Genomic DNA, 24,379 nt, shown 5'->3' on the forward strand with positions numbered 1-24,379 from the left:
GAGATCTAATTGGACATCTCGGCTTTCCTTATAGGTATAAGTATCTAAATAAGATGCTAATCAATACTACAAACAGAGGCAGAGCAATCTTCACAAGCAATTTCACATTTTAAAAATTGTAAATCGTGAATTGTAATCTTTCCTTTATGAATAGAAATTGTACCTTGCTTTTTTAATTCATTTAACATTCGATTTACACTTTCGCGTGAAGTTGCACAGAAATTAGCAAGTTCTTGATTCGTTAACGGTAAATCGATGAGAATCCCATTTTCCTTTAGTACACCATAACTATTTGTCATTCGAATGAGAGTAGAATACAGGGCACCTTTTTTGCCATGTAATACTAAATCTCGGAACTTCGTTTGCATTCTTCTTAAATGTTCACTAATCCATTTCATAAATTCAAATACGAGCGCGGGCTTTTGGAGTAATGCTTTTTCTAAGGTTTCACGCTTTATTACCCCTACTTCAACATCTTCAAGGCATTTTGAGTTTAATAAATACTTCGCATTGTCCGTGAACAATGTTAGTTCACCAATAATGTCGTATGCCGAACAAATACGGAGTGTTAATTCCTGCCCATCAGCACTTAGTTTACTAATTTGTACTTTCCCTGAGTGGATGATATAGAGTTCTGTTGCTTCCATACCTTCTTGAAAAATAAAACTTCCTTTTTTAATCTGCATTTTATATTCAACAGATGCAAGTAATTCCTTTAAGTCTTGAGATAATGTCATACTGTTTGCCACAGCGATCACCTTTCTTCTTATAAGCAATACATCTCCTATTTTGAATGTAAGTATGATGAAAATGCAAGAGATATTTTTGGAAAGAAGTGAAATTTCAATGACTGGATGGAGTAGGGCTTGAGATGTGAACAAAATTCGAACGGATTTGTGAAAAATTTTGGAATGGGGAAAGTAATGTGAGAAAAGTCACATTGAATATGTAGCTTCTTTTTTATAATAAAGGCAAATGAAAATATGAAACTTACTAAGGATTTGAGTAGAAAAGAAGGGATATAGATGCACGAGAAGATGAGAGATTCGTTAGAGCGGCCACTTCAAGATTTACGTATTTCAGTTATTGATCGTTGTAATTTTAGATGCACATACTGTATGCCTGCTGAAGTGTTCGGACCTGATTACACTTTTTTACAGGAAGAGTTTTTATTAACGTTCGATGAAATAGTAAGATTAGCAAGATTATTTATAAGTATGGGAGTCAATAAAATTAGACTTACTGGCGGCGAACCTTTATTGCGTAAAGATTTACCGAAGTTAATTGCAATGCTTGCAAAGCTAGACGGTTTAACGGATATTGGACTCACAACAAACGGTATTCATTTAGCAAAGCAAGCAAAGGCGTTAAAAGAAGCGGGACTCAAACGTGTAAATATTAGTTTAGATGCGATAGAGGATCATATCTTCCGAAAAATTAATGGACGAAATGTAAGTACAAAACCTGTATTGAAAGGAATTGAAGCAGCAAAGGCTGCTGGATTAGAAGTAAAAGTAAATATGGTCGTAAAAAAAAGAATGAATGATAGTCAAATTCTTCATATGGCTCGTTATTTTAAAGAACAAGAAATTCAGCTCCGTTTCATTGAGTTTATGGATGTAGGAAGTACGAACGGCTGGAACTTCGAACAAGTTATTACGAAGGAACAATTAATAGAGAAGATTAATCGTGTATATCCGATTGAGCCTGTTAAACCTCGTTACTTTGGAGAAGTTGCAAAATTGTATCGATATGTAGGGAGTGATGCAGAAGTTGGATTTATTACTTCAGTATCTGAGTCATTTTGTTCTTCTTGTACGAGAGCTCGTATTTCGGCAGACGGCAAGTTTTTCACGTGCTTATTTGGAACGAAAGGAACGGACTTACGAACGCTTCTTAGAGAAGATATTTCGGATACTTCACTACTAAAAATTCTCCACCATACATGGGAGTTTAGAACAGATCGATATTCAGATGAAAGAACGGCGGAAAGTACAAATAAACGTCCAAAAGTTGAAATGTCATACATTGGAGGATAGAGAAAGGAGGATTCCCTATGCAAGAGCGATATTCAAGACAGGTACTATTTTCTGAAATTGGTGAAATAGGACAAAGAAAAATAAGAGAAAAGCATGTGCTCTTAATCGGTGCGGGTGCACTAGGGGCTGCAAATGCGGAAGCTCTCGTTAGGATGGGAATTGGGAAATTGACAATTGCTGACCGTGACTACGTCGAATGGAGTAATTTACAACGGCAACAGTTATATACAGAAGAAGATGCGAAGCAGTGCAAGCCAAAAGCAATTGCAGCAGCAGAACATTTAAGAACGATTAATTCTGAAGTGGAGATTGAGCCAGTTGTAACAGATGTCACAATGCAAGAAATGGAAGAGTTAACAAAAGAAGTGGATCTCATATTAGATGCGACTGATAACTTTGATACGCGTCTACTTATAAATGACATTTCACAAAAAGAAAATATACCTTGGATATACGGTGGTTGCATTGGAAGCTACGGTGTAACGTATACAATTCTTCCGGGAAAAACACCGTGCTTTCGCTGCTTAATGGATCATCCTATGGGTGGTGCAACATGTGATACAGCAGGAATTATTCAGCCAGCTGTACAGATGGTTGTTGCTCATCAAGTAACAGAGGCGATGAAAATATTGGTGGATAATTACCAGTCGCTAAGAGGAACGATGTTATCATTTGATATTTGGAACAATCAATATCTCTCATTAAAAGTAAATAGACAGAAAAAAAGTACATGTCCATCTTGTGGAAAATCACGAACATATCCAAGTTTAACATTTGAAGCGCAGATGAAAACTGAATTGTTATGCGGGCGGAATACCGTTCAAATCCGTCCAGGAATAGAGGGGACTCTTAATTTAGAAGAAATACAAAAACGCTTACAAAAAAGTTTGGATGTCAAAAAAACACCATATTTATTATCGTTTCTTGTTGATGAATATCGTTTCGTTTTATTTACAGACGGTAGGGCGTTTATTCATGGGACAAATGATATGAAAATAGCAAAACGATTATATGCAAAATATGTAGGGTAAATAGAATGAGAGCTTCTATTTTTCAAAACGAGGTGAAAAAAATGTTATTAAAACGTAATCCAATTCCAGTGGCAGAAGCAGTTGCACGTGTAATGGAATATGCTCATGAGGGTGAAACGGAAAAAGTTTCTCTTATAGACAGTTACGGAAGAATCCTTGGAGAAGATGTTGTTGCAGATCATGATGTCCCGCATTTTGATCGCTCTCCGTACGATGGATTTGCGATTCGAGCAGAAGATACAAAAGAAGCGAGTAGCAGTAACCCAATTCGGTTTGAAGTGATTGGTGAAATCGGAGCAGGTTTTGTTTTTACAGAAGAAGTGAAACCATTTCAAACTGTCCGTATTATGACAGGTGCGGCAATTCCAGCAGGGTGTAATGCAGTTGTTATGTTAGAACTAACGGAAGGATTTGAAGAAAACGAAAAGACTTTTATGAAATTAAAACGCTCTTTTGCTTCCGGGGATAACATTTCTTTTAAAGGAGAAGATGTAAAACGAAATACCATCCTTGTGAAAAAAGGGACTGTTATTAATCCTGGAGTTGCAGCACTTCTTGCTACGTTTGGTTATAGTTCCGTACATGTTGTAAAACAGCCGATTATTGGAATTGTGACGACAGGAAGTGAACTGCTTGAGGTACATGAACAATTAAAATCAGGGAAGATTCGAAATAGCAACTCCTATATGATCGCTGCTCAAATTGAACGAGCGGGGGGAGTTGTACAGTATTATGGACAAATCGCTGATGATATAGAGACGTGCTATAACACTGTAAAAAAAGCGATAAAAGAAGTCGATATTTTAATTACAACTGGTGGTGTTTCGGTAGGAGACTATGACTATTTTCCTGCTATTTATGAAAGATTGCAAGCTAATGTACTTTTCAACAAAATAGCGATGCGGCCAGGAAGTGTGACAACTGTAGCTGAGGTAGAAGGAAAACTACTATTTGGTCTATCTGGTAATCCTTCTGCTTGTTATGTCGGATGTGAATTATATGTTCGACCAGTCATTGGAACATATTTGCATAGAAAAGATCCGCACGTATTTCGTGCAGAAGCAATTTTACAGAAAGACTTTCCGAAAGCAAATCCATTTACTCGTTTTGTAAGAGGGAGAGTAGAAATTGTAGATGGACAATTACAAGTTATACCAGTTGGTCTAGATAAATCTAGCGCAATTTCTTCACTTGCAGAGGCAAATGCATGTATCGTCCTGCCAGGAGGAACGAGAGGGTTTGAAGCAGGAATAACTGTTTCGGTACTGTTATTAGAATCAAACGCCGGAAGTGAGTGGCCGTGGGATGAACCGCTTCGATCATATAAATAATAGAAAATAGATTGCTAACTTATACAAAGATAAGAGGTGCAAAATGACACAAACGTATTATGAAGTAATTGATACACCTATTTCAATTGAAGAAGTTACAAACAAAGTAATTCGTCGTGAGTGTGGTGCTGTTACTACTTTCATTGGCACTGTAAGAGAATTTACGAAAGGACGTCGTACACTATATTTAGAGTATGTAGCATATAAAACAATGGCAGAAAAACAACTTGAGAAAATTGGCACTGAAGTAGAAGCGAAGTGGTCTGGGACATATGTCGCCATTACACATCGCATTGGTACATTACAAATTTCTGATCTTGCTGTTGTTGTCGCCGTTTCTACACCACACCGGAAAGCAGCATATGAGGCGAACGAATATATTATGGAGCGTATAAAACAAATTGTTCCGATTTGGAAGAAAGAGTTTTGGGAAGATGGTGAGTCATGGATAGGTGATCAGTTAGAGAAAATAGCATATGCAAATGGTGAGCCTGGAAAGGAGATAAGAATATGATTGAAGTACTATTATTTGCACATTTACAAGAAGAAGTCAGTAAGCCAGCATTACACATAGATTGCGAAAATATTACGGTTGCGAAGCTAAAGGAAGTTCTGGTTAAGGAATATAATGTAGCAATTTCAAATGAGATTATGGTTGCGATAAATGAAGAATATGCAAATGAGGATGACATCATTCAAACTGGCAATGTCGTAGCAATGATTCCGCCAGTAAGTGGTGGTTGATTCTTTTCAGCCTGATCATGTAAGGACGTGATTAGGCTGGAGGGAATGAATATAACTATGCATACATAGGAGGGAACAGGATGAAAAGTCCTAATTTTCAATTAAGTTTACAAACTTCCAATCTAGTTATCGGTTTTATGGTATGGGTTATTTTATCATCATTAATGCCCTATATTAAAGTAGATATCCCATTAACTGCAGGACAAATTTCTATGGTAACAGCAGTACCGGTTATATTAGGTTCTGTTCTTCGCATTCCGATTGGTTATTGGACAAATCGTTTCGGAGCAAGAAAATTATTCTTTATTAGTTTTATTCTATTATTATTTCCTGTCTTTTATATTAGTGTTGCCGATTCAATGATGGATTTAATTATTGGTGGTTTATTCGTCGGAATCGGTGGGGCGGTATTCTCAGTAGGGGTAACTTCTTTACCGAAATACTTTCCGAAAGAGAGTCATGGTTTTGTAAATGGTATTTACGGTGTCGGTAACGCGGGGACAGCAATTACTTCATTTTTAGCTCCTGTAATTGCGACATCAGTTGGTTGGAGAACGACAGTACAGTGTTATTTAGTTTTACTTGCAGCGTTTGCACTTATGAACTTTTTATTAGGCGATCGTAAGGAGAAAAAGGTGAATACACCATTAATGGAACAAATAAAAGGTGTATATAAAAATGAAAAACTTTGGTTTCTATGTATCTTTTACTTTTTAACATTCGGATCATTTGTCGCATTTACAGTATACTTACCAAACTTTTTAGTATCTCACTTCGGATTAGAGAAAGTAGATGCAGGTATGCGGACAGCCGGATTCATCATACTCGCAACAATAATGCGTCCGATTGGTGGTTGGCTAGGTGATAAGTTTAATCCATTTAAAATATTAATCTTCGTATTTATCGGATTAACACTTTCAGGTATTATTTTATCATTTATGCCTAGCATGAATGTGTACACATTTGGTTGCCTACTAGTCGCATTTTGTGCAGGGATTGGAAATGGTACAATCTTCAAACTCGTTCCAATGTATTTCTCAGAACAAGCTGGTATTGTAAATGGACTCGTTTCAGCTTTAGGCGGACTAGGAGGATTCTTCCCGCCGCTAATTTTAACATTACTATTCCAACTAACAGGTCATTATGCAATTGGGTTTATGGCATTATCAGAAGTCGCACTTGCTTGTTTAATCATTACTGTGTGGATGTATAGTCAAGAAAAGCTGTTAGTGCTGTTAAAGACTCATTAATAAAGAAAAAGAACCATCCCAAAGTATTTTGGGATGGTTCTTTTAGTAATAGGCTTCAACACATTCTTTTATGACCAAATTCTTTAGTAAGGCTAATGGATATTGTGAAATAGTACACTTAAACGAAAGAATACAGTTTAGGTCGATAAGATAAAATTATGAATTTGTATAAATAATCTATAATTTTCTTTAAGAGTCATATTTGCTATGTTAAAGAAAAGGGAGGGATATGAGAATATTAGATGCACATTTTCGTATTATCGATTTTAATTTTCTAATTATTGATAACTAAGGAGTGTTTCCGCCTAACTTTGTTGTAGAAGATTATTAGATTGATGCAATAGAATTGTCCAAAGTTGCATCCATTTTAGTAAAGGGTTTAATGAAACTATAATATATTTGGAATGAGGTTTTACATGTTTGTTTTTATTATATTAGACGTAATATTACCAATATTAATATTGATGCTAATTGGTGCAATCTTACAAAGAAAGTTCCAATTTAACTTAAAGCAGCTATCTACACTTATTAATTATTGCTTGATGCCAGCGGCTGTATTTGTGAATATATATGATATTCGTATAGAAACAGGTTTGTTGCTCCAGATAATATACTATTTAATGCTTTATAGTCTGAGTTTGATCATAGTAAGTCATTTCATTTCAAAAACATTAAAGTTAGAAAAAGGAGAAAGTGCAGCTCTAAAAAATAGCATTTCGTTAATGAATTCCGGTAATTATGGGTTACCAGTAAGTCAATTGATTTTCAGTCATAATCCAGTGGGGGTTTCCATTCAGATTTTTATTGTTATTTTCCAAAATCTTTTAACTTATTCATATGGGATATATAACTTACTATCAGCAACAAAAACAATCGGAGGTATTATTCAATCATTTCTAAGACTGCCTGTATTTCATGCGCTCGTATTAGGGGTTCTCTTTCAATCTTTTAAAATTCAATTACCTAATTCTATCTTGCTACCTCTTAATCAGCTTGCGAATGGTTTTGTTGCAATAGCACTCATATTGCTAGGGGCACAATTATCCAACATTAAGCTTAATTTTTTCCATCGAGTCATAACATGGGCTTTAATTGGAAGGTTACTGATGGGACCATTATTAGCACTTGCCATGATCTACCTACTAAACATCGATGGTATTGTTGCACAATCATTATTTATTGCAAGTTCTTTTCCTACTTCAAGAAATACATCGACCATTGCTATGGAATATCAAATAGAGCCTGAATTACATGCACAAATCGTTTTATTTTCAACACTTTTCAGCATTATTACAGTAACTGTCGTTATTTATTTTTCATATATTTTGTTTTGAATATACGTGCAAAAACGAATAGATTTGAGGCGGTAAATGATGGACGGAAATCCCATCGATATGAGAAGAAAACGGTTTTTGATATATTGGGTGTCGTTTACAATTGTACAATGTCTGATAATCAAGCGGCCTAATTCAAAAAAAGGAAACTCATTAGGGGTTATTTCGTATGCAAATCTTTAAAGCATTTACATATATACTTGCGAAAAAAGACACAATCTCGCTTATCATGTAAAGTTACATGAGCTTAGGATGATAGCAATGGGTGAAAGTGTCAAGTAAGAATTTTATCTTTATTGATTTTATGCGGTTTTTCCTCATAATTGTAATTAAGGGGGATGATTCTAATTTGAGTGAACAGAATATTAGCACAACAGTTTCGGGAGATTTGATTGTTACACATCTAATTGGCCAGATTAAAACAGAGGATGTGTATGAATGGTTTAATGGTTTCGAGCAGGTTTGTCAGCAATTCATTTCCGAAGGGCGGAAATACAAATTGTTGGTGGATAGAAAAGGATACACGCCAAATCATTTTTCTGTTCAAAAAGTATGGAAAGAGAAGTTCTTCAATGAAACTATTTTGAATCATAGTAAGGCAATTGCATTTCTTCTTGAAGAAGGAGAGATACTGAATTATTTACAGCAATCTAATACGAAAGAATCTGTGAAATTTTTTGATGATTATGAACAAGCGTTAATTTGGTTGGATGAATATCAAATGTAAAAACTGAATTGAACCAGTTGCTCCTAATATTGTATTTGTCATACAATTCATTAGTTTACAAGTTGCCAGCACCATTCATTTTCTTCGTAATTTGCTTGTGAAACTTTAATAAACAATATCAAAACAAAAAGGACAAACGTTTCTAAAAAACGTTTGTCCAAAGGTAATTACTATTTTAGCTAAGTGATAGATTACAATTTGTGAGTACGAGAAAGCTTTTTTATAAGTTTAGGAAGTATAGATGTTAATTCCTTTTTCATACGCTTCGTAAACGATGGATCCCTACCTGAAGTTGAAATCGTTACAACATATTCACCATTTCGGATGACACCAGGCGTGTGAAATGATGATTCTGTACCATCACTTACAACGTTAACCCATTGAAAATCATGGGCGGCCTGTTTGACCATCATATTTACAGCATGTTGATTTGTAGCTGCATAAATAAGGTGGGCATCTTTAATATCATCATTAGAAAAAGTTTTTTGCTTCCAAGTAATATAAGGAAGCTCCTTCATTTCCTCACAAATTTTTGGGCTGACAACGGTGACAAAAGCGCCTGTATCTTTTAATCCAGACGCTTTTCGATATGCGATTTTACCTCCACCAATAATAACAACCACCTTTTTATTTAGATTAAACATAAGAGAGTACATGTTATACATACACACATTCCTCCATTCGTTCTAACAATGTTAATTTCATGTATGTATCAAATTGAAGGCAGTTACAAGTCGTAACGTGATCATATTTTTTTGTATGCAACTTAATTTTCTGAAGCAACAATCCGGTAAAGAGAAGGTACGGCATGACATATACATGGGACGCAGTCGATGTTATAGCCTTGAGTTCAGCAGTAAAAGAGGGCGTTCCTTTCGTTAAAAAGGAGCAACATACTGGCATACCGAGTTTTCGTTCGACAGCTGCTCCGATTTGTTGTAATTCATGTATCGGCTGTGGATCACTACTGCCTCGCCCTACGAGTAAAATACTACTCTCTTGCATTGGCATAGCTTCACGTATTCTTTTCACTACAAGTTCCACCATATGTGAATGTGTACTAAAAGGTGATACAACTGAAAATGTGATATATGGATATTTCTTTTGCATTTTCTCTATCTCAAAAGGTATATCACGTTTATAGTGAGCTGCTGCAAATAATAAAACAGGTACAATCATTATTTCGGTTGCGCCCTCTAGTATTGTTTCTGTAACTGCATCTGAAATAGTAGATGTTGTTAGTTCCAGAAAAGCTATTTTTTGAATTCTTTCGTTACGTTCTTTCATAACAGATTGAATAAAGTGAATGAATTGATTGTTACCTTCTTGGAGCCGGCTCCCATGTCCAACATATACAATTCCTTTCATTGTCTCACCATGTCTTTCTTCATAATAATGTCTTGTAATTGCTTATCTACATTATGAAACCCGACTTTATTCGCATAGTGTAAAGTTGGAATTTCGGTATACGAGAATGGGAGAGTAAGAATATCGATAAAGCCAAGGCGTTTTATTTCTGCTAAAAATGTATCAATGGAAGCACGTCCTTCAAATACAATGCTATCCCATGAAAATTCAGAAAGCATACGAGAATGAATTTCATCGAAGCGATGATCAATTGTATACTCATGGGTCATCATGTAGAATCCTGCACCAATTTTTTCTTGAATAAAAGCAATTCGGTTAATGTTTCGACCTAAATAAATAGTAGACTGAGAAGAAAATTGTGCTGGTTTACTTAACAATCCATACTGCATAAGCTTTTCTTGAACAGAAAGGTTCATAAATTGAAATTCCGCGTGTAAGGAACGAATATCTTTATGATATTTACTGCATGATCGCATTAAGGTTTCTACACTTTCAGCTGAACAAAATACAAGGCGATCAACGTTAAAAATTTCATTGATTTGTTCAGAGGTTAATGTGAATTCTTTCTTTTTGAAAGTTGGAATTTGATATATTTCTGCACCGGATTCTTGTAATTTTTGCTTCGTTAAACTTGTTTTATTTGTTGCGGATGCAAATAAAACTTTTTTACCATGTAATGGTGTACGTTCTTTCCAAGCGATTTGATTACGTAAGGAAACGACATCACCAACAACTGTCATTGATGGATTAGAAATATTTTCGTTTTTGACGATAGGAACAATGGTTGAAAGTGTTCCTGTGACAACGCGCTGTTTACCAGTTGTACCCCATTCAATGACTGCTACTGGCGTATCGTCTTTTTTTCCTGCTTGTAGTAAGTTTTCACAAATTGTAGGTAAGTTTTTTATACCCATGTAGTAAGCGATTGTGTCACTATTGTGGGATGAATTATATTTTCCATGATTGGCTAAAGGACCTTTTGTATGCCCAGTTAGTAAAGTTACACTATTACTATAGTTACGGTGGGTGAGGGGGATACCTGCATAGCTACTAGCGGCGATGCTAGATGTAATACCTGGTACAATTTCATACGGAATGTTCGCTGTTGCTAAAGTTTCTGCTTCTTCACCAACACGGCCAAAAATAGATGGATCTCCGCCCTTTAATCGAACAACGATTTTTCCTTCTTTCGCAAATTGAAGAAGGTGGGCGTTAATTATTTCTTGTCGCATAATATGATTCTTTGGCATTTTTCCGCAATAAATAAGTTCACATGTTTCTTTTGTATAACTAAGAAAGAAAGGGTTTAATAAACGGTCATATAAAACGATATCTGCACGTTTTAAACAATCTATCGCTTTCTTTGTAATAAGCCCTTCATCACCTGGTCCTGCACCAACTAAATATACATATCCGTTCATAATCGCACCTCATCTATTTTTATTTAAAAGGAAGCCAGGGGGAGGCTTCCTTTTGTAAATTACATGTATATATAAATATCACCATCAATAATTTCTACCTCGTACGTTTGAATACAGCCGTCATCAGGTTTTTGAACTTCACCTGTTATTAATGAAATTTTCCAATCATGTAGTGGACAAAAGACGAATTCACCAGATACAATTCCTTCTGCTAACGGTCCGTTTTTATGAGGACAACGATTTTCTACAGCCCGAATATCGTCATTTGAAAGACGGAATAGAGCGATAGACATACCTTTCATTTGCACCTCTTTACCGATTTGTATAGGAAGGTCTTCTGCACTCATAACTTTTATTTTTTCTTTCGTTTGTATCATTTAGATCACGGCTCCTTATTTCACAGTTTCTACTTCATACATCGCTTTTAATGATCTCGTTTCTAATGCTTGTCCCCATGCCTCAGTATAAGTGCTACGAGCTGTTTGGAAGCGTGCATTTAGCATAGTAACCATACTCGCATCTTGTAGTATTTCTTTTATGTGATCGAAGCCTAAACGTTCTGTCCAGTAGGCAGTACGCTCTCCGTAAATACCAGTTTCACGATAATATTGCATGTAAGCTGTAGCGATGCGCAGGACATCATCTTCAGTAGGGACAATCATTACAAAATCAGCTTTGCGTACTTCCGTACCACCATTTCCGCCAATATAAAGTTGGTATCCATTTTCGACACAAACAACGCCAAAATCTTTCGTCAATACTTCCGCACAGTTACGCGGACAGCCAGTTACACCCATCTTCATTTTATGAGGTGTATCTACCATTTCTAATGATTGTTCAAGGAGCATACCAAGTCCTAATGAATCTTTCGTACCGAAACGGCAAAAACGAGAACCAACACATGATTTTACATTACGAAGCGATTTTGAATACGCATATCCCGAAGTCATATTTAAGTCAGCCCATACGTTAGGTAAATCTTGTTTTTTTACACCATATAAGCCGATTCGGCTCGCACCTGTAATTTTCACAAGAGGGACGTTATATTTTTTCGCAACTTCAGCAATTTTCATTAAATCATCAGCTGTTGTAACGCCCCCGTACATACGTGGAATAACAGAGAATGTCCCATCGTGCTGGATGTTACCATTCATTCTTTCATTAACGAAACGGGAGGCTTTATCATCTTCATATTCTTCTGGAATCGCCATACGTAAATAGTAATTTAAAGCAGGACGACATTTCGAACAGCCATCTTCATGTACAAAACCAAGAACATTCCGTACTTCTTTTGGAGATTTTAAACCTTTCTCGTGAATGGCCGCTACGACTTCATCTCGTGATAAACTTGTACATCCGCACATACCAGCAGACTGCGCAAAAGCATCAAAGGCATCTCCGAGTGTATGAGATAAAACTTGTTCCACAAGCGGACGGCATTTACCACAAGATCCCGCGGCTTTCGTACATCCTTTAACTTCTTCAAAAGTAGTTAACTCTTGCTCTAAAATGGCATGAACGATTGTACCTTTCGTAACACCATTACATCCACAAATTGTGTCATCCGCACTCATTGTAGCAACGTCAAGTTCACTTTCTTCACCAGCTTTGTGAAGAAGGGAAGCGGTTGTATATTCTTGTACATCTTCTTCTTTCTTTAACATACTAAAGAGTCGTGTACCATCAGCAGTATCCCCGTATAAAACGATACCAACGACTTTATTGTCACGAATTAATACTTTTTTATAGGAACGTTTACATTCATCAAAGATTGATATTGCTTTCGTTTGATCATCTTCATAAATTTGGCCAGCAGAGAATAAATCACAACCAGCAACTTTTAATTGCGTACCAACGATACTGCCCGTGTATCCATTCGTTTGTAAATTCGTTATATGTTTCGCTAATATTGTGCCTTGTTCATAGAGAGGGGCAACAAGTCCATATGCGATACCATCATGTTCTGCACATTCACCAACTGCATAAATGGATTCATCATTTGTTAGCATATAGTCATTGACTACAATGCCGCGATTGACAAGTAAACCAGCATCTCTTGCTACTTGCGTATTTGGGCGTATTCCGACGGCCATTACGATTAAATCACAATCTACAACTTCACCATCTTCAAATTGAATGCCCACAACATGGTCTGTCCCAAGAATTTTTACAGTTTTCTTTTCCATTAGAAACTTCATGCCTTGTGCTTCTAAATCTTCACGCAGAAGAGAAGCTGCTTTCGTATCTAATTGTTGTTCCATTAAGCTAGGCATTAAATGAACAACATGTACGTCCATTCCTAAGTCAATAAGACCTCTTGCGGCTTCTAAACCAAGTAACCCACCACCAATGACAACGGCCTTTTTCTTTTCTTTAGCGATATCAATCATAAACTGTGTATCTTCAATAGTTCGAAATCCTGTTACACCAGAAAGAGTGGAGCCTTCAATAGGTAAAATAAAAGCGCTAGAACCTGTTGCGACAATGAGTTTGTCATATGTAAGAGTACGATTCTTTTCTGTGATAATGATTTTTTCTTCTCGGTTAATACTCTGAACTCTTTCATCTGTATACAAGGTTATTTCGTTTTCCTCATACCAACTGTATTCATTCATAATGATATCTTGCATATTTGTTTTGCCTTGTAAAACATGAGAGAGCATAATGCGATTGTAGTTTGGGTGCGGTTCATCTCCAAAAATAGTAACCTCATATAAATCACTATCATGTTTTAGTATTTCTTCTATACAACGTATGCCAGCCATACCATTTCCGATCATAACTAAACGTTTTTTCATTTTCGTTGCCCCTTTTTATGTGAAATATTGAACAAAGAATTATATTTTTATTATAGAAAATCAAAAAAGGGGGAGATGTGATATTTATCACATCTTTATAATAATTCACAAATTGTTAAAATTCGGATTTGTATGAGGGGGAGGTGGATATTTTTCGCAAAATGAAAAAGCAGGACATGAGTATTTTTACTCATATCCTGCGCTATATTTATGCTCGTGTAATTGCACGAGGAAATAAAATATTATTCTCTAAATGAATATGCTCAAATAAATCAGACTCGAGCGCTTCAAGGCGTTGATAAACAAGTCGATAAGTGCCGCAAGCTCCTTCTGGAGGAGTAAAGTCATTAGTCACTTTACGAAGTTCTTTTATAATATTTCCGGCATGATTGTGCTCACTTTCTAGTTCATCTACTACTTTACGTAACTTTGCATAGTTTTCATCAGTTGGATTTCGTTCGAATTCTAAAATTAATGGGAAATCTTCCGTTTCTTCCTTAATTAAATGCTGCTCTAATTCCATTTTAAGTTCATGAAATAGCTTATGAATTTGAGCTAAATGAGGCTGACTTGCCCCATGAACGCGTAATACTTTCGTTACATAAGGGCTTAACTGTGGTAATTCTTCATTTAAATAGCGATGATGCTTATTAATTACATAATCAATCAATTCGTGATAAGAAGCGTTTTTCCAATCTATTTCAGATTCATTTAAGAGTTTCGTATTATGATAAAGCGTATTTAACTCTGTAAGTACTTCTGTTGCTGATAAATTTCTTTCATGAATTGCATCAATCAGTGGCTTATTACCGCCACAACAAAAGTCTATTCTATATGATTTAAAAAGATCACTAGCTTTCGGAAATTGTGTAACAATCTCACCGACAATAGAAGTTTCAGTAAATGTATGTTCCATATGAATGCCTCCATAAAGTTTAATGTGATAACTAAACCAAGAATAGCAATAAATTAAAATGAGTGTGGTGATATAAATCACTTAATATGTGTCATTTTTGAGAACTCGTCTAAAAAGAGAAAGAGGTAGTAAATGTAAGACGTTACAATAAAAAAGAAGCTTCTAGTAAGCTTCTTTTTTATTACTATTTTTCACATGCAACTCCATCGCCGTCGCGATCAAGTTTAGAGCTATAACCTGGTTGATCTCTATATAATGGAGCTTTTCCATCATTTTTTACTTCAGTACAATTTTTGTAAGTTACATTACTATTGTTATTTGCAGCGGGTTTTGTTTGAGCTTGTTGAGCTTTTTGCTGTTCTTCTTGTTGTTTACGAGCTAGTTCATCAGCTTGTCGTTGTTGTTCCTCTTGTTGTTTACGAGCCTGCTCATCAGCTTGGCGCTTTTGTTCTTCTTGCTGTTTACGAGTCTTGTTCATCAGCCAGGCGCTTTTGTTCTTCTTGCTGTTTACGAGCCTGTTCATCAGCCAGACGCTTTTGTTCTTCTTGTTGTTTACGAGCCTGTTCATCAGCTTGGCGTTTTTCATCTTGCTGTTTACGAGCTAGTTCATCAGCCTGGCGTTTCTCATCTTCTTGCTTACGAGCTAGTTCATCGGCTTTACGTTTTTCATCTTCTTGTTTACGAACTTTTTCGTCCGCTTCTTTCTTTTCTAGTTCTTTTTTCTGTTCGCTATCTTTTTGTTCTTCATTGTTTGAGGCAACTTTTTGGTTAGTTGCTGTTGTTTTTTCAGAAGAGGGAGCTGAAATACTTGAGAATGTAACAAATAGGACAAATAAAACAGCTGTAATAATAAATTGTTTTTTTGCTACACCTGTCTTTTTAATTACAGATAAGATTGCTAGCACAAGGAAGAAAACAAATAAAACAAAACTTAAAATAGAAAAGAATTCAACAATTGGGTTATTAGAAGTCTCAGCACTAGTTATTATTAATACAATCGAAATCATAAAAAGAATAACGGCAGGACGACCATATTGTTTTGCTTTTCCATTTTCTTAAAGAATGAAACGATGCATAAGATTAAAAGAATGATAGCAATTAAAAATAAAGCTACACCAATATTACTCAAAATAGCCATTTTCATACCTCTATTTATAAGATTTTCACTATTGATTATATAGGAACTTATTGGATATTACACGTTTTATATAAATTTAGAAAATTGATGTTTTTAATAGACTTATAAACATTTATTCTGTATATAAAGAAAAATAGATATAAATCCTATTACTTTTTGAAAGAAAATTCATAAAGTATAGTATATCGATTGAAAGGAGGAGAGCTGAATGGAATTTCAATTGTTAGTAAATTGTATACTACAAGAAGGTAATGCGTACTTTTTAGTAACGAAGGTGGACGATGTTATTACGTTAAAAGTACCGATTACAGCGGGAGTTGCAGGATTGTTTTTAGCTTTTGGTGTACCAAGATGTTCTTAATTTAAATCTCTATAGTAGAAAGAGGAGGACAAGCCTCTTTCTACTTATACATAATTATATTATGTTAACTTAAATGTTATTTTTGTAATAGCACGTTTAAAAGGGACATGCATATACTATAATGTTTCATTTGCTGTTATTGATGAACACTAGTCTTAAGAAATGTATGGAGTGAATTTTTTAAAGTTATGAAAATAAAAGAGGTGCTATTATATATGAAAAGACGAACATTTGATATTCCAGTTGTATTGCGAAGAGAGTGGTTTTTAATAGAATTAGCTCATTTAACGAAAAAATATGGAATTGAAATTGCTATTTGTCAAACGGAAGCTACACCGTTCTTAAGGGATCAAGTTACGGAATTAAAAATAGGATCAGGGCTCCAATACGATAAATATGATGATGAGTATGTCATTGATTTATAATAAAGAAGCTGCGTATAAACGGTTATGAACAAGACCTTTTATACGCAGCTTTTTTGTGAGAACTGTATTGAGAAATTTTTAATGCGCTTATTAAGAAAAGGAATGAGTAAATGTTGCGAGAATAACGATTTATAAGGAAGGACAGTTACTATTTATTGTATATGCAAAAGAAAGTTAGAAATAAATAACTAAAATAAAAATAGTGCTTCCTTTCAAAAAAGGGGGAATGTTAATGAGGATTTTGCAAAGATGTACAATACTAATTCTCGCATTTTTTATTATGATTCCAATGGCTGTTAGTACGAAAGTAGAGGCAGAGGGAGTAAAAGAGCTTAAAACAGGATTTCCTGATCAAGAAGTATTTGCACCTGGGGATTGGTTTTTAGGTCAAAAGCCAACTAATTATGATGAGAGTAAGCCTCCAATCCTGTTTGTCCAAGGAAGGAATGGTAATGCGGATAGTTGGTATGGACAGACAGTATATCACGATATAAATGATATGTATGACTACGCTTTGAAAGCGGGATATCAAACCGTATTTATACAATTATATGATGCTGCGGGGAAAGGCTCGGCTAGTCAGTGGGACAACGGAAAATTGTTAGCACAAAAACTTGAAGAAATATATAATCATTTCGGTAAAAGAGTTAATATTGTAGCGCATAGTAAAGGTGGTATCGATACACAAGCTGCACTAGTTGGATATGGAGCGAATCGATTTGTTGGAAATGTTATTACACTCGCTACACCGCATCACGGATCAAATTTAGCAGATTTATCATATAGCTGGTGGGCAGGTTGGCTTGCTTCTATATTAGGTCAAAAAGATGATGGTACGTACTCATTACAAATGGGAGAAATGGCAAAATTTCGTTCTACAATAGATAATAATCCTGCAGTTAAATTAAACCGTTATTATACAGCTACTGGTACAAGCTGGGGGCCAGTATTTTCTGCGTTATCTATGGGCGGTTTGTATTTGTCATCGTACGGTTCGAATGATGGGTTAGTAAATGAGTGGAGTGCTAAGTTACCATATGGAACACATTTATTTACAGATTCAAAGTTTGATCATGACAATATACGAAAAGGGTCAGCCGTTTTCTCACGAATTGAACCATATTTACGTACAGCAAGTGTAACTATGCCAACATTAGTGACATCTAGCGCTAGTTCAAATGAAAATATAGAACAATTAAATACAACTTCAAATCAAAATATTTTAGGGGGAGAATTGCCAGAAAATCAGTGGATCGAACAAACTGTTACGGTTGATAAAAAGGCGGAAGGGATAGTTTCTATATTAACAGCTTCTTCTGATGTAGACGTGCAAATGATATCTCCAAAAGGAAAGATGTATACAAATAAGGATAGTGTTATAACTACTGGAGAAGGTGAATCTTTCTTTGGTGGGGCGACAATTAGAACATTTAAATTTGATAAAATGGATGTAGGAGAATGGAAAGTTAAAATGATGGCGAAGCAGTCAAAAGATGCTTATTTAGTTGTAAGCGATTATAAAAATGATGCGCCATTTGTTCTTCAAATGCCCTCAAAGGTTAAAGTAAACAAATCAGAGTATAAACTTAAAAAATCTCCTACAGCACCTGAAATGAAAGGTAAACTTTCAATAACGGTAAGAGTCGTTAATAAAGAAGGGAACCTAGTATCTGAAAGTAATGAATTACAAAATGTTAATAACAATACATTTACAGGTGCTTTGAAAGACATAAAGGAACCAGGGGTATATAACGTAACGATGGATATAAAAGGGATGAATAAAGAAGGACAACCATATAGTCGTACGCTAGTTAAGTCGGTTTATGTGGAGAAGTAGAAAAGAATGAGATGTTTTTAATATAAAAAGTACCGAACTTTTGTAGGAGAAGGGTTCGGTACTTTTTCATGTTTATTAGATTAACAGAAATATACGATGAAAATTTATGTTCTATGAAGGAGATGATGGGAATCAAAAGAACATTATTCAATAAAAAAAGATGCTGAAATAGCATCTGAATGTGACGGAATACTATTAACCTAGTTTTGTAACTGTTAATTCAAGTGAATTTATACCATTATCACAAGTTACAATACTTTGATGATTAAAGCCGCTATTATTTCTAAGTTGCAGAGTTGCATTAGCTGGAACCGTAACGATAGTTTCACCAACTAGTTGAAGGCATTCATTATTTGCTGAGGTATTCATTTGAAAAGCGAAATCACCTTGGCTATTAGCAAGTGGATTGTTGTTTAAAAATATAGTTATAACTGGAATATGTGGAAATACAGGATTTAAAGTAGTATTAATACTGGAAATGAAAGAAACTCTATAATCACCAGCTTGACTAATTTGTAGAGTAGTTGGATTTAGTAAAGAAACTCCTCCTACCTTTGGCCCAACGTGATTAAATGGAAAAGAACTGCCGAAAGGGACAGTTATAAATTCAGTTTGCCAAAAAGTTCCGTAAGCTGGCTTAGCTGGTTTATGTGAATCGTGGCATGAACATTTTTTGTATGAACTAGAAGAAGAGGAGCATGGACATTTTTTATATGAACTAGAAGAAGATTTGCATGAACATTTATTATACGAGTTTGAAGAATGATAGTATGAACCCAATATATGACCTCCTATTATTAATAAATTTAAGACGCATAGTAGTTTATGCAAATGAACCATAATTGGCGTGTATGCTTGTACTATAAAAGGAAATAGATTTGGAGTATAAAGTGCTCCAGGGATGAATTTTTTCATAGATTTACGTATAGAAGAAACGCTTTGTATATTAATTCCACCTGAAAAAGAAACATTTACTAATCTTAATTGCACGCATGTTATCGTAAAGTGAACTTCTAACATTTTAATGTTTGTATATTAGAGCTCTTAGTCATTGCTTTTTTATTTGTGCAGCTGGGCAGGAAGAAGACGAAAAGTATCGAATGAATGTAGTTATATAGCATTGTTTGCTTTTGGTGTGAATAGTAGTTAAAGATACGTTGAAATATTTTAATTCGTAACGAAAGAGTGATTAAATAGTAGAGGGAGCAACTTATATGGAAAATATATTAAAAGTATCTTCAAAATCAAGTCCCAATTCAGTTGCAGGCGCAATAGCAGGTGTACTAAGAGCAAATGGCAATGTGGAAATTCAAGTGATTGGGGCTGGTTCTTTAAATCAAGCAATCAAAGCAATTGCGATTGCAAGAGGATTTGTCGCTCCAAGTGGTATTGATTTGACTTTTGTTCCAGCATTTCAAGAGATTTCTATCAATGATCAAGAAAGAACAGCAATTAAATTAATTGTAGGTCCTAGAAAGAAAAGGTCTTAGGAAAGAGTGTTAATAAGATGTAGTTTGAAAGGGACGATAGAAATCGGCCTTTTCCTTTTTTATTAATAAGTCTATGCATAATGTCGTAAAGCCGCATTCTTAGTAACAAACATAGATATTACAAATGAAAAGTGTCATAAATGCTTATATAACAGGCATCTGTGACACTTTTTTAGTTTTATATAATATAAAATATTCGTTATTTTAATTTTATTTTTCAACAAAAGCGTTATTTTGTCAGTATCAAAAAAGAGCACCCAGTATAGGTGCCGAAATAAAAATTATTCAATGATAAAGATAATTACTTACCACCATTTTATTTGTATGTTTCAATTAAAAAACATGAACAAAAATTGTACATGTCTATATAAAATCTATGTTTTGTCTATGTAAACATTTGTTTGTTTTATGAAAATAATGAAAGAACAGAGAAACGTGATTAGTGTCTCTCTGTCACTTTTATATTATTCACAAATAAATCCGGTTGCTATCCCAGTTGGAGCAACACCTACTGGGACCGTATCAATAACCGTATTTGTAGCAGTATTGATGACAGAAACAGTATTACTAGCTTGGTTTGTAACATAGGCGAGAGTGCCATCTGGTATGATAGTTACTTGATCAGGGGATAAGCCAACAGGAATTGTATCGATTACAGTATTTGTCGCCACGTTTATCACCGATACATTATTGCTAACTTTATTTACAACATAAATAAGAGTGCCATCTGGTGTAATATCTATACCAACTGGTTCGGTACCTACGTTAATTGTATCAATAACTGCATTTGTAGCGGTGTTAATAACAGAGACAGTACCGCTGTTTTGATTTGTAACATAAGCACGAGTGCCATCTAGTGTGAAAACGATTATTCTAGGACGAATACCAACAGGAATGGTAGCGCTAACTGTATTGGTAGCGGTATTAATAACAGAAATTGTGTTGCTTAATTCGTTTGCAACATATGCAAAGGTTCCATTTGGAGAAACAGTGATTCCTTGCGGAGCGTTGCCAACAGGAATGGTAGCGCTAACTGTATTGGTAGCAGTATCAATACTGAACAAAACCCCCACTGATTAAAGTTTCACTTTATAAAAAAAGAGAAGCGCTTAATCAGGGCGCTTCTCTTAATGCCAATATACAATAACTATTCCATTATAATGTATAAGCGTAAAATATTTAATAATTACTTTTATGGTAAAAATTTCATTTCGTAGAGAAATGAGGTGATTAAGGATGGGCATTGAATAGGGAATGTTTGTATTAAAAAAGAACAGACTTTAGCCTATACATAAAAGTGCTGGAATTGTTCTAAAGGAGGGAATATCTGAAATATAAATATGATTGAGAGGAGTGAAATAATAATGGAAACTAGTACTTTTTTAGGGCTGTTCTGGGGATGGATGACGGTTATCATATCGGGAATACTTTTCGTCCGTCCGTCGGTGCTACGTGACTTAAAAAAATTAGTGGTTGAAGACAGAGGATTTGGTATTATGTATGGTTTTCTATCGATTTTCCTAGGATTAGGTACTGTAATTCTACATAATGTATGGGTATTCAACTGGCAGGGGTTCCTAACGGTTATTGCATGGCTTGCATTATTAAAGGGTATTTACATAATTGCATATCCTGAACCCTCCAAGAAAACAGACTTTGAAGTAAGGGTACTATCTACACGTATAGCGCTCGGTATCGTTGGTGCCTTGGCCTTATGGATGCTTATAGTAATCTATATAAAATAATCCTTTTCTAATAAGAAATTTACTCACTCAGGCTCACAATAGATACATCCTCCGTTGCCATTCCCATTGCTTACTTCATCATCCGAACCGCCATTGTCATCGTTAATTAACTCTCCACAAAGATAGCCATATGAAGGGAATACATCACCATCACAAGTCTCTTGGTAATTTTGTACCGCTATAGTTACAGTTTGTGGTTCGTCTGTTTGATTAAGTGCAGAAACTTGAATGAAGTCCGTGTCCGTATCCGTATTACGGAATAAAGGTCCAGATGTTAACGTTTGATATCGTGGGTGGCAATGGCATTCACAGTCGCATTTTTTACGCTTCTTTCGATAGCGCTTACATGAATGGTCGTAATAATAATTTGACATGAAAATCACGCGCCTCCTTTTTAGTACATGTTATGTGAAGGATAGGGGGAGGATTGGACAGTAAATTGTGGATGTGTAGATAGGGGAAAGAGAGATGGAAATAGAAAAACCGCCTAGTTAAATGACGGTTTTTTATTTCTATGTAATTAGAATTTACTTTTAGATAATGCTTTTAATATAGGGTTTATGATTTTACTCAACAAACGAAATGCTCTGAAAAGAGACCTTATAACCTTCATAGTATTGTCTCTTAATATCAGATTTCCTATTTCAAAGTCTGATATTTTTGGATATATTTAGGAAGTTGTATGTTTTTATCTTAAATCAATTATATCTATAAAATTAAGAAAAATTCTGTTATAGGATGCATCAGTGCAAGTTATTAAATTCTTTATCGGATTTATGTCAGTTACAGTCATATATCTAGTTAGCAAATGACCATCTCTATAATAAGTAATCGATATCTTCTCTTCAGAAAGGTATGCACATAATAACTTGTTTTCAATCATTTCTTGTTCGTCTTGGGTTAATGTAGGATGCTCCACTTTTGTTTGTTTTTTTATAATCTTACCAATACCGATGAACTTCTTCGGTATCGAAGCGAATGGCGTCCGCTTAGCCGTTCCTATTTCTTTTGGCATATTTGTATAGTTCATGCTGTATATCTCCCTAGTTGCTATTAATAACTGTATGATTATATCAAACTTTTGAGATGTTGGTATTGTTTATAAAAATATAGTGTATCTCTAATAGGGTTCTTATTAAATGTAGAACCCCACTCTTTGTTTAATCCAACTAAATTGTAAATTAAAAAATCACTCTTTTGTCATTACCATTTTGTCTAAAATATGGATAGACAAAACCACACGTTTTACTCGAATTTTTGCTTCAATAAAAACAACCACGAATTAATAATAAGTAGTGATATCACAGAAAAACGTTATTAAACAAACTTAGATTTAATGCACGGTATGAAATAAGATGAAACGGTATTAAAACAAAAATATATCTTCCGCATACAAGTTCAACAATGAGAACGGTAATACCTATTTATCAAGATGATTGTAATTCAAGATTTATCATAGAGATTTATGTTAAATGAATTGTTTTTAAGATGAAATTCGATCTAATACGGTTTAATTAAAAGGCCATTATTTACTCACAAATAATATAAAAACACATGAAAAAATATGAAATTCTTTTTAAAATAGAACATAATATAACAAATAAAAAGTGTCACAAATGCTTGAATAACAGGCACTTGTGACACTTTTAGATAGGAGAAAAGGAAGAGGGAAATAGAAAAATCGCCTATTTAAATGACAGTTTTTTATTTCTATATAATTAGAATTTACTTTTAGATAATGCTTTAAGTATTGGCCTTACGATTAAACCTATTAAACGAAATCCTTTAAATATAGATTGAATAACCTTCATATAATCTTTCCCCTTAAATTAAGTGAATCATACCAACTTTATGTAATGTTTACCCTCACTTCAAGGTGCTCTTCTTTTATTCTTCATCTTCGAAAGCATGTAGACTATTAAGTAATTCTGTGAATGTTGAGCAAACAGGGTAGAGTGAATCTTCTATCTCTTCCTCCTCATGATCCCAAAATATGATTGTTGGTGATTCAGGGTTGCTTCGATAATCAAAACATATGAAATTGCCAAAAGAATCACTTGTGAAAGGATAAACCCCATCCATTAATCTATCTTTTATATTCTCATATTTTTGAACTATCGAATATTTATCATCAATATGTAGAGTTAATAGATCATTAAATGTACTTTCGTCTAGTCCTTGTATATCGAACACTTTCGGCCGTGGATAGCCACCATCATATTTCTTTACACATTCAATAAAATCATTAGGAAATTTAACACCCAAATATTGTTCTACTTGTTGAATATGTTCATCTGTAATTTCTTTTTTATTTACCCCAATCCAAGTAACATTATTCATTTTAATACCCCCTATTAAAGAAGGGGAGTGCCTAGTATGTATGTCCATTATTCTATTGTTCTTTATAGGAACTCTCCTGAGAAA

At 34.7% G+C, this 24,379-nt stretch carries 24 protein-coding genes and 2 pseudogenes; 13 read left to right on the forward strand and 13 right to left on the reverse strand.

What is annotated here, in order from left to right; all coding sequences use genetic code 11:
* Positions 1-56: 56 nt before the first annotated feature.
* A complete protein-coding gene (locus tag BAQ48_RS22185) occupies positions 57-749 on the reverse strand; it encodes a Crp/Fnr family transcriptional regulator (protein WP_000013863.1) in 693 nt (230 codons plus the stop codon).
* Between the two features lie 276 nt (positions 750-1,025).
* Here BAQ48_RS22185 and moaA point away from each other — a divergent pair, with 276 nt between their 5' ends.
* The 8 genes from moaA (at position 1,026) to BAQ48_RS22225 (ending at position 8,456) form a co-directional block, all read left to right on the forward strand.
* Positions 1,026-2,039: a GTP 3',8-cyclase MoaA gene (gene moaA, locus BAQ48_RS22190; protein WP_071712863.1), complete on the forward strand. Its 1,014-nt coding sequence runs from the start codon at positions 1,026-1,028 to the stop codon at positions 2,037-2,039.
* A 17-nt stretch (positions 2,040-2,056) separates the two neighbouring features.
* Entirely contained in the window at positions 2,057-3,070 is a 1,014-nt protein-coding gene (locus BAQ48_RS22195) for a molybdopterin-synthase adenylyltransferase MoeB (protein ID WP_071712864.1), read from the forward strand.
* 41 nt (positions 3,071-3,111) lie between these two features.
* Positions 3,112-4,401 (forward strand): molybdopterin molybdotransferase MoeA, encoded by a 1,290-nt coding sequence (locus tag BAQ48_RS22200; protein ID WP_071712901.1) that lies wholly within the window; start codon positions 3,112-3,114, stop codon positions 4,399-4,401.
* A 43-nt stretch (positions 4,402-4,444) separates the two neighbouring features.
* Complete coding sequence (locus BAQ48_RS22205; protein ID WP_071712865.1) at positions 4,445-4,915, forward strand: molybdenum cofactor biosynthesis protein MoaE; 471 nt, start codon at positions 4,445-4,447, stop codon at positions 4,913-4,915.
* Positions 4,912-5,145 carry a molybdopterin converting factor subunit 1 gene (gene moaD, locus BAQ48_RS22210; RefSeq protein WP_071712866.1) on the forward strand — a complete coding sequence of 78 codons (234 nt, stop codon included), beginning with the start codon at positions 4,912-4,914 and terminating at the stop codon, positions 5,143-5,145. Before BAQ48_RS22205 ends, moaD begins: the two co-directional genes overlap by 4 nt.
* A gap of 80 nt (positions 5,146-5,225) precedes the next feature.
* A complete protein-coding gene (narK, locus tag BAQ48_RS22215) occupies positions 5,226-6,395 on the forward strand; it encodes a nitrate transporter NarK (protein ID WP_071712867.1) in 1,170 nt (389 codons plus the stop codon).
* A 416-nt stretch (positions 6,396-6,811) separates the two neighbouring features.
* On the forward strand, positions 6,812-7,729 hold the full coding sequence (locus BAQ48_RS22220; protein ID WP_071712868.1) for an AEC family transporter: 918 nt from the start codon (positions 6,812-6,814) through the stop codon (positions 7,727-7,729).
* 304 nt (positions 7,730-8,033) lie between these two features.
* Positions 8,034-8,456 carry an STAS/SEC14 domain-containing protein gene (locus BAQ48_RS22225; RefSeq protein WP_242660489.1) on the forward strand — a complete coding sequence of 141 codons (423 nt, stop codon included), beginning with the start codon at positions 8,034-8,036 and terminating at the stop codon, positions 8,454-8,456.
* Positions 8,457-8,647: 191 nt separating this feature from the next.
* Here BAQ48_RS22225 and BAQ48_RS22230 read toward each other — a convergent pair whose 3' ends face one another.
* The 7 genes and pseudogenes from BAQ48_RS22230 to BAQ48_RS22260 form a co-directional block, all read right to left on the reverse strand.
* Positions 8,648-9,121: a precorrin-2 dehydrogenase gene (locus BAQ48_RS22230; RefSeq protein WP_071712870.1), complete on the reverse strand. Its 474-nt coding sequence runs from the start codon at positions 9,119-9,121 to the stop codon at positions 8,648-8,650.
* A complete protein-coding gene (locus tag BAQ48_RS22235; protein WP_071712871.1) occupies positions 9,114-9,824 on the reverse strand; it encodes a sirohydrochlorin chelatase in 711 nt (236 codons plus the stop codon). Before BAQ48_RS22235 ends, BAQ48_RS22230 begins: the two co-directional genes overlap by 8 nt.
* Positions 9,821-11,245, reverse strand: coding sequence for a uroporphyrin-III C-methyltransferase (locus BAQ48_RS22240; protein WP_071712872.1), 1,425 nt, complete (start codon positions 11,243-11,245; stop codon positions 9,821-9,823). The genes BAQ48_RS22235 and BAQ48_RS22240 overlap by 4 nt, the downstream gene beginning before the upstream one ends.
* A gap of 59 nt (positions 11,246-11,304) precedes the next feature.
* Entirely contained in the window at positions 11,305-11,622 is a 318-nt protein-coding gene (gene nirD / locus BAQ48_RS22245) for a nitrite reductase small subunit NirD (RefSeq protein ID WP_071712873.1), read from the reverse strand.
* Between the two features lie 15 nt (positions 11,623-11,637).
* Positions 11,638-14,043 (reverse strand): NADPH-nitrite reductase large subunit, encoded by a 2,406-nt coding sequence (gene nirB, locus BAQ48_RS22250; protein WP_071712874.1) that lies wholly within the window; start codon positions 14,041-14,043, stop codon positions 11,638-11,640.
* A gap of 208 nt (positions 14,044-14,251) precedes the next feature.
* Complete coding sequence (gene ric / locus BAQ48_RS22255) at positions 14,252-14,959, reverse strand: iron-sulfur cluster repair di-iron protein (RefSeq protein ID WP_071712875.1); 708 nt, start codon at positions 14,957-14,959, stop codon at positions 14,252-14,254.
* A gap of 184 nt (positions 14,960-15,143) precedes the next feature.
* Positions 15,144-16,097: pseudogene (locus BAQ48_RS22260) on the reverse strand (excalibur calcium-binding domain-containing protein).
* Positions 16,098-16,305: 208 nt separating this feature from the next.
* On the opposite strand from BAQ48_RS22260, the gene exsG reads away from it, so the two are divergent.
* The 3 genes from exsG (at position 16,306) to BAQ48_RS22275 (ending at position 18,720) form a co-directional block, all read left to right on the forward strand.
* Positions 16,306-16,458 carry an exosporium protein ExsG gene (gene exsG / locus BAQ48_RS22265; protein ID WP_071712876.1) on the forward strand — a complete coding sequence of 51 codons (153 nt, stop codon included), beginning with the start codon at positions 16,306-16,308 and terminating at the stop codon, positions 16,456-16,458.
* A 215-nt stretch (positions 16,459-16,673) separates the two neighbouring features.
* Entirely contained in the window at positions 16,674-16,883 is a 210-nt protein-coding gene (locus tag BAQ48_RS22270; RefSeq protein ID WP_071712877.1) for a hypothetical protein, read from the forward strand.
* Positions 16,884-17,163: 280 nt separating this feature from the next.
* The gene (locus BAQ48_RS22275; RefSeq protein WP_415783885.1) at positions 17,164-18,720 is read left to right on the forward strand and encodes an esterase/lipase family protein; all 1,557 of its coding nucleotides are present in this window, start codon (positions 17,164-17,166) and stop codon (positions 18,718-18,720) included.
* A 195-nt stretch (positions 18,721-18,915) separates the two neighbouring features.
* Here the strand turns inward: BAQ48_RS22275 and BAQ48_RS22280 are convergent, their stop codons facing one another.
* Positions 18,916-19,500, reverse strand: a complete 585-nt coding sequence (locus BAQ48_RS22280; RefSeq protein WP_071712879.1) for a preprotein translocase — start codon at positions 19,498-19,500, stop codon at positions 18,916-18,918.
* A 434-nt stretch (positions 19,501-19,934) separates the two neighbouring features.
* Here BAQ48_RS22280 and BAQ48_RS22285 point away from each other — a divergent pair, with 434 nt between their 5' ends.
* On the forward strand, positions 19,935-20,210 hold the full coding sequence (locus tag BAQ48_RS22285; RefSeq protein ID WP_000427793.1) for a stage V sporulation protein S: 276 nt from the start codon (positions 19,935-19,937) through the stop codon (positions 20,208-20,210).
* Between the two features lie 464 nt (positions 20,211-20,674).
* Here the strand turns inward: BAQ48_RS22285 and BAQ48_RS22290 are convergent.
* Positions 20,675-21,265: pseudogene (locus tag BAQ48_RS22290) on the reverse strand (beta-propeller fold lactonase family protein); the annotation flags it as partial.
* Between the two features lie 309 nt (positions 21,266-21,574).
* Between BAQ48_RS22290 and BAQ48_RS22295 the strand changes: the two are divergent.
* Complete coding sequence (locus tag BAQ48_RS22295; protein WP_071712902.1) at positions 21,575-21,955, forward strand: hypothetical protein; 381 nt, start codon at positions 21,575-21,577, stop codon at positions 21,953-21,955.
* A gap of 23 nt (positions 21,956-21,978) precedes the next feature.
* Here BAQ48_RS22295 and BAQ48_RS22300 read toward each other — a convergent pair whose 3' ends face one another.
* The 3 genes from BAQ48_RS22300 to BAQ48_RS22310 all read right to left on the reverse strand — a co-directional run bounded on the left by BAQ48_RS22300 (position 21,979) and on the right by BAQ48_RS22310 (position 24,295).
* Positions 21,979-22,338, reverse strand: coding sequence for a hypothetical protein (locus BAQ48_RS22300; protein WP_242660488.1), 360 nt, complete (start codon positions 22,336-22,338; stop codon positions 21,979-21,981).
* A 305-nt stretch (positions 22,339-22,643) separates the two neighbouring features.
* Positions 22,644-22,985, reverse strand: coding sequence for a YolD-like family protein (locus tag BAQ48_RS22305; protein ID WP_071712880.1), 342 nt, complete (start codon positions 22,983-22,985; stop codon positions 22,644-22,646).
* Positions 22,986-23,842: 857 nt separating this feature from the next.
* Positions 23,843-24,295 carry an SMI1/KNR4 family protein gene (locus BAQ48_RS22310; RefSeq protein WP_071712881.1) on the reverse strand — a complete coding sequence of 151 codons (453 nt, stop codon included), beginning with the start codon at positions 24,293-24,295 and terminating at the stop codon, positions 23,843-23,845.
* Positions 24,296-24,379 lie beyond the last annotated feature (84 nt).

It is taken from the genome of Bacillus luti, assembly GCF_001884105.1.
GTDB classification, from domain to species: Bacteria; Bacillota; Bacilli; order Bacillales; family Bacillaceae_G; genus Bacillus_A; species Bacillus_A luti.